The sequence below is a fragment of the Streptomyces sp. NPDC052101 genome (genome assembly GCF_040680235.1).
Classification (GTDB): domain Bacteria; phylum Actinomycetota; class Actinomycetes; order Streptomycetales; family Streptomycetaceae; genus Streptomyces.
Genome location: NZ_JBFAWH010000100.1, coordinates 1 through 3,926, shown reverse-complemented (window position 1 = coordinate 3,926; position 3,926 = coordinate 1). Strand labels below are relative to the sequence as shown.

General features: G+C 68.2%; 4 protein-coding genes and 1 pseudogene. 4 read left to right on the top strand and 1 reads right to left on the bottom strand.

Annotated elements, in window-relative coordinates:
* The first annotated feature begins 230 nt into the window (after nucleotides 1-230).
* The 4 genes from AB0L75_RS43900 to istB all read left to right on the top strand — a co-directional run bounded on the left by AB0L75_RS43900 (nucleotide 231) and on the right by istB (nucleotide 3,470).
* Nucleotides 231-767 (top strand): Mov34/MPN/PAD-1 family protein, encoded by a 537-nt coding sequence (locus tag AB0L75_RS43900; protein ID WP_365191902.1) that lies wholly within the window; start codon nucleotides 231-233, stop codon nucleotides 765-767.
* The gene (locus tag AB0L75_RS43895) at nucleotides 751-966 is read left to right on the top strand and encodes a hypothetical protein (protein ID WP_216881894.1); all 216 of its coding nucleotides are present in this window, start codon (nucleotides 751-753) and stop codon (nucleotides 964-966) included. Before AB0L75_RS43900 ends, AB0L75_RS43895 begins: the two co-directional genes overlap by 17 nt.
* 198 nt (nucleotides 967-1,164) lie before the next feature.
* A complete protein-coding gene (locus AB0L75_RS43890; protein WP_031943827.1) occupies nucleotides 1,165-2,688 on the top strand; it encodes an IS21-like element ISMlu14 family transposase in 1,524 nt (507 codons plus the stop codon).
* Nucleotides 2,685-3,470 carry an IS21-like element helper ATPase IstB gene (gene istB, locus AB0L75_RS43885; RefSeq protein ID WP_010078636.1) on the top strand — a complete coding sequence of 262 codons (786 nt, stop codon included), beginning with the start codon at nucleotides 2,685-2,687 and terminating at the stop codon, nucleotides 3,468-3,470. Before AB0L75_RS43890 ends, istB begins: the two co-directional genes overlap by 4 nt.
* Nucleotides 3,471-3,581: 111 nt before the next feature.
* Here istB and AB0L75_RS43880 read toward each other — a convergent pair.
* Nucleotides 3,582-3,926 (bottom strand): annotated as a pseudogene (locus AB0L75_RS43880) (polyphosphate kinase 2); the annotation flags it as partial.

Here is a 3,926-nt window from a genome sequence, read left to right as displayed (position 1 = left end):
AAGTGCTCGGACTTGAGGAACAGCGGCACTCGGGTGCGCGTGACCCAGTGCCGTTTGTGGGTGGACATCTGCCCGCCTCTTGAGGGAGCTGCGCCTCTACCTCTGGATTCTCTCCAAGGCACTATCGAAGGGGAGCATGAGACCGGCTGTGGAGACCCAGTCTCACCGACCCCTCCGGCTGCAGTGATCGAGACCGCTGGAATGGGCGCACGGCTTGCAATAAGCCTGCTGTGCGGCGATCCGGTACCCCCCGCCGGCGAGTCACGCGCGTTGTTCGAGATACCGGCGTGAGGGTCGCAACCATCAATGCTCACACTTGGGCACAGCTCGTCGACGCAGCGTCCCGCGCCCTACCCCGTGAGACGGGCGGCCTGCTTCTCGGCTACTACATCGCGAGCGAGCCGCACATAGTGCAATGCGTCGAGGTCCCCGATCCCGTAGCGACCTCAGCGCGCTATCGCAGAGACGCGGCCACAGCTGCAGCAGCACTGAGGCAGGCCGTGGCATCGGAAACCGACAACGCGACGGGGTATATCGGTGAATGGCACAGCCACCCCGGCCCGAACGGCCCGAGTGAGACCGATTCTCTCGCCCTACGCCAACTAGCCGTGGCGGGGGCGCATGATGTGCTCCTAGTTGTCATCGCCCGTGCCTCAACAGACTGGATTGGCCATGTGCGCGAAGCGACTCCAGATGGCAACCTCCAGCGACTCATGCTGCAAGTTGCCCCCAACAGAGAGGACCACCTCCATGAACCCGCCGATTGACCTGAATTTGGCCTTCCAAGCTCGGCAACGCGCCCTCTCCACGGAACTCGGCATCCCCCTAGAGTTCACCGAGCATCCGACCTCCATCGGCAACGCCTCCGAAGCGAACTGGACGCGGATGCTTCGTGCTTACCTGCCGGGGCGCTACGAAGTTGGCCCTGTCCAGGCTCTGGATATCACCGGCTGTAAGCGGCCATGAAAAGCTGCCCATAGGTGGCCAGGGAATGACCCGCTGACGGCCATGAGGACTGCCCAGTGATGGCCACGGGAACTGCCCGGTGCTGGCCATCTGGTTTGCCCGCGTTGCTCGTTGCCCGCCGCGTCGTGAGCCGGCGGGGGCCTCCTCCCCGGGTTGGATATCGGTGTCGAATCGAATCCAGCGAGGAAGAGGCCCTGAATGAAGGATGCCGCAGAAACCATGAAAATACTCAGTGCCTATGACCTGACCAAGTCATTGCGGGGCGCCGCCGAGCTGGCCGGTTGCTCCCATCACACCGTGGCCCGGCTGGTGCGGGCCCGCGACGCCGGCCAGACCCCTGGATCCGGAGCCAGCCGCCCGAAGGTCACCGATGTCTGGCTGCCCAAGATCGAGGAATGGGTCGAGGCCTCCACGGGCAGGATCCGCGCCGATGTCGTGCACGCCAAGCTCACCGCAATGGGCTACACCGGCTCTGAGCGCTCCACCCGGCGGGCGGTGGCCGAGGTGAAGGCCGCCTGGCGGGCCGGGAAGCGCCGGGTGCACCGGCCCTGGATCACCGAGCCGGGCGCATGGCTGCAGTACGACTTCGGCGATGGGCCGGCGATCGACGGGGCCAAGACGGTGCTGTTCGTGGCCTGGCTGGCCTGGTCCCGCTACCGGATCGTCATCGCCCTGCGTGATAGGACGGCTCCGAGTGTGTTCGCCGCCCTGGACCGGTGCTTCCGGCTGATCGGGGGCGCGCCGACCTATGTGCTGACGGATAACGAGAAGACAGTGACGGTCTCTCATGTGGCCGGGGTGCCGGTGCGTAACCAGGCCACCGTGGCGTTCGCTCGGCATTACGGCGTGGAGGTGCTGACCTGCCAGCCAGCGGATCCGGCCGCCAAGGGCGGGGTGGAGAACGCGGTGAAGCTGGCCAAGGCCGACCTGGTCCCGAAGGACACCAACCTGCGGGACCAGTACGCCTCGTTCGCTGAGCTCGAGGCCGCCTGCGCGGGGTTCATGGCCATGGTGAACTCCCGGGAGCACCGGGTGACCCGGCGCCGCCCGGACCACATGCTCGCCGAGGAGACCAGCGCGTTGCATCGGATCCCCGCCACGGCGCACACCGTGGCCTACGGGGTGGGACGGAAGGTGCCGGAGAACACGCCGATGGTCTCCTTCGAAAACGCCCAGTACTCGGTGCCCGCGCACCTGCTCGGGGCCGAGGTGTTCGTGCGCCATCACGGCACCGGACCGGACTCGATGGTGGTGATCATGCACGCCGGTGCGCAGGGGCCGGTGGAGGTCGCCCGGCACCGGGTGGCCCGGCCCGGGTCCCCGGCCATCGACGACGCGCACTTCCCCGGCCACGAGACGGACAAGGTGCCCGGGGACTACACCCCGGTGCCCCGTTCGGCGGCGGAGGCCGAGTTCCTGGCCATCGGGGCCGGAGCGAGGACCTGGCTGGTGGAGGCCGCCGCGGCCGGCACCAGCCGGATCGGTCAGAAGATGGCCGAGGCCGTCACCCTGGCCAAGCTCGCCGGCACCGACCAGGTCGACCGCGCCCTCGGGGTGGCCGCGGTGCACCAGCGCTTCGCCCACGGCGACCTGGCCTCCCTGCTCACCGCCGCCGGCCACCGCACCGGGATGCACACCGCCACCGAGGAACGGTCCCTGACCCAGGGCACCGCCGGCTGGGCCGGCCTCGGTACCTCCAACACCGAGGGGGCAGCCCGGTGAGCATCCACACCCCGAACACCGCCGCACCGGCGCTGCCGGCCGATTTGGAGGCGCTGTTGCGGCAGCTGAAGATGCCCCACGCCCGCGGTATCGCCGCCGAGGTACTGGCCACCGCCCGGGCCCAACGCTGGGAGCCGGCCGAGGTCCTCAAGGCCCTGCTGGTCGAGGAGACCACCGGTCGGGCCCGATCCATGCTCGCCGCCCGGCGCAAGGCCGCCGGGTTCCCCACCGGCAAGACCTTCACGACCTGGGATCCGGGCGCCTCCTCGATCCCGGCCCCGACCCAGCAGTCCCTGCGCACCCTGGAATGGCTCTCGCGCAGAGAGAACCTCGTGGTCTGCGGGCCCTCCGGCACCGGCAAGACCTTCTTCCTCGAGGCCCTGGGCCAGCAGGCCGTGGAGGAGGGCAAGCGGGTGGCCTGGTTCACCCTGGAGGACCTCGGGGCGATGATCCGGGCCCACCGGCCCGATGACACCATCACCAAAGCCGTCGCCCGAATCCTGCGCGCCGACCTGATCGTCATCGACGACATCGGCCTGCTGCCGGTCGCCGACGATGCCGCCGAGGGCCTCTACCGCATCGTGGACGCCGCCTACGAGAAACGCTCCGTAGCGATCAGCTCGAACCTGCACCCGGCCGGCTTCGACGAGCTGATGCCCAAGACCCTGGCCACCGCCACCGTGGACCGGCTCCTGCACCACGCCCACGTGTGCCAGACCACCGGAGACTCCGTACGGATGACCCAGGCAATGGCCGGGAAGGGAGTCATGCCACTGAACTGATCCCATCACGGTGGCCAGCACCACCACCCAAACGGGCAAACCAGCTGGCCACCAGTGGGCAGTTCTGATGGCCACCAGCGGGAAGAAACACTGGCCGCCTATGGGCAGAACTCAATGGCCCTTGACAGCCTCCTTCGCGTTCGTGTAGTCGTCCCACTTGTCCAGGGAGGCCAGGTCGGTGGGCGAGAGCTTCCAGCGACGCACGGGGTCGGTCTCCCGCGCGGCGAAGCGGTTGAGCTGCTCGCGCTGGGACACGGAGAACCAGAACTTGATGATGTGCACGCCGGAGTTGACGAGCATGCGCTCCAGCTCAGGGGTCTCGCGCATGAACTCGAGGTGCTGGATGTAGCACTGGAAGTACCACTGCGAGGCCTCCTCCTCCGTGGGCTTCTCCAGGGCCACGGTCCGGGCACCGCGGGGGTTGAGGTGCTCGTTGAAGCGCTTGATGGCGCCGCC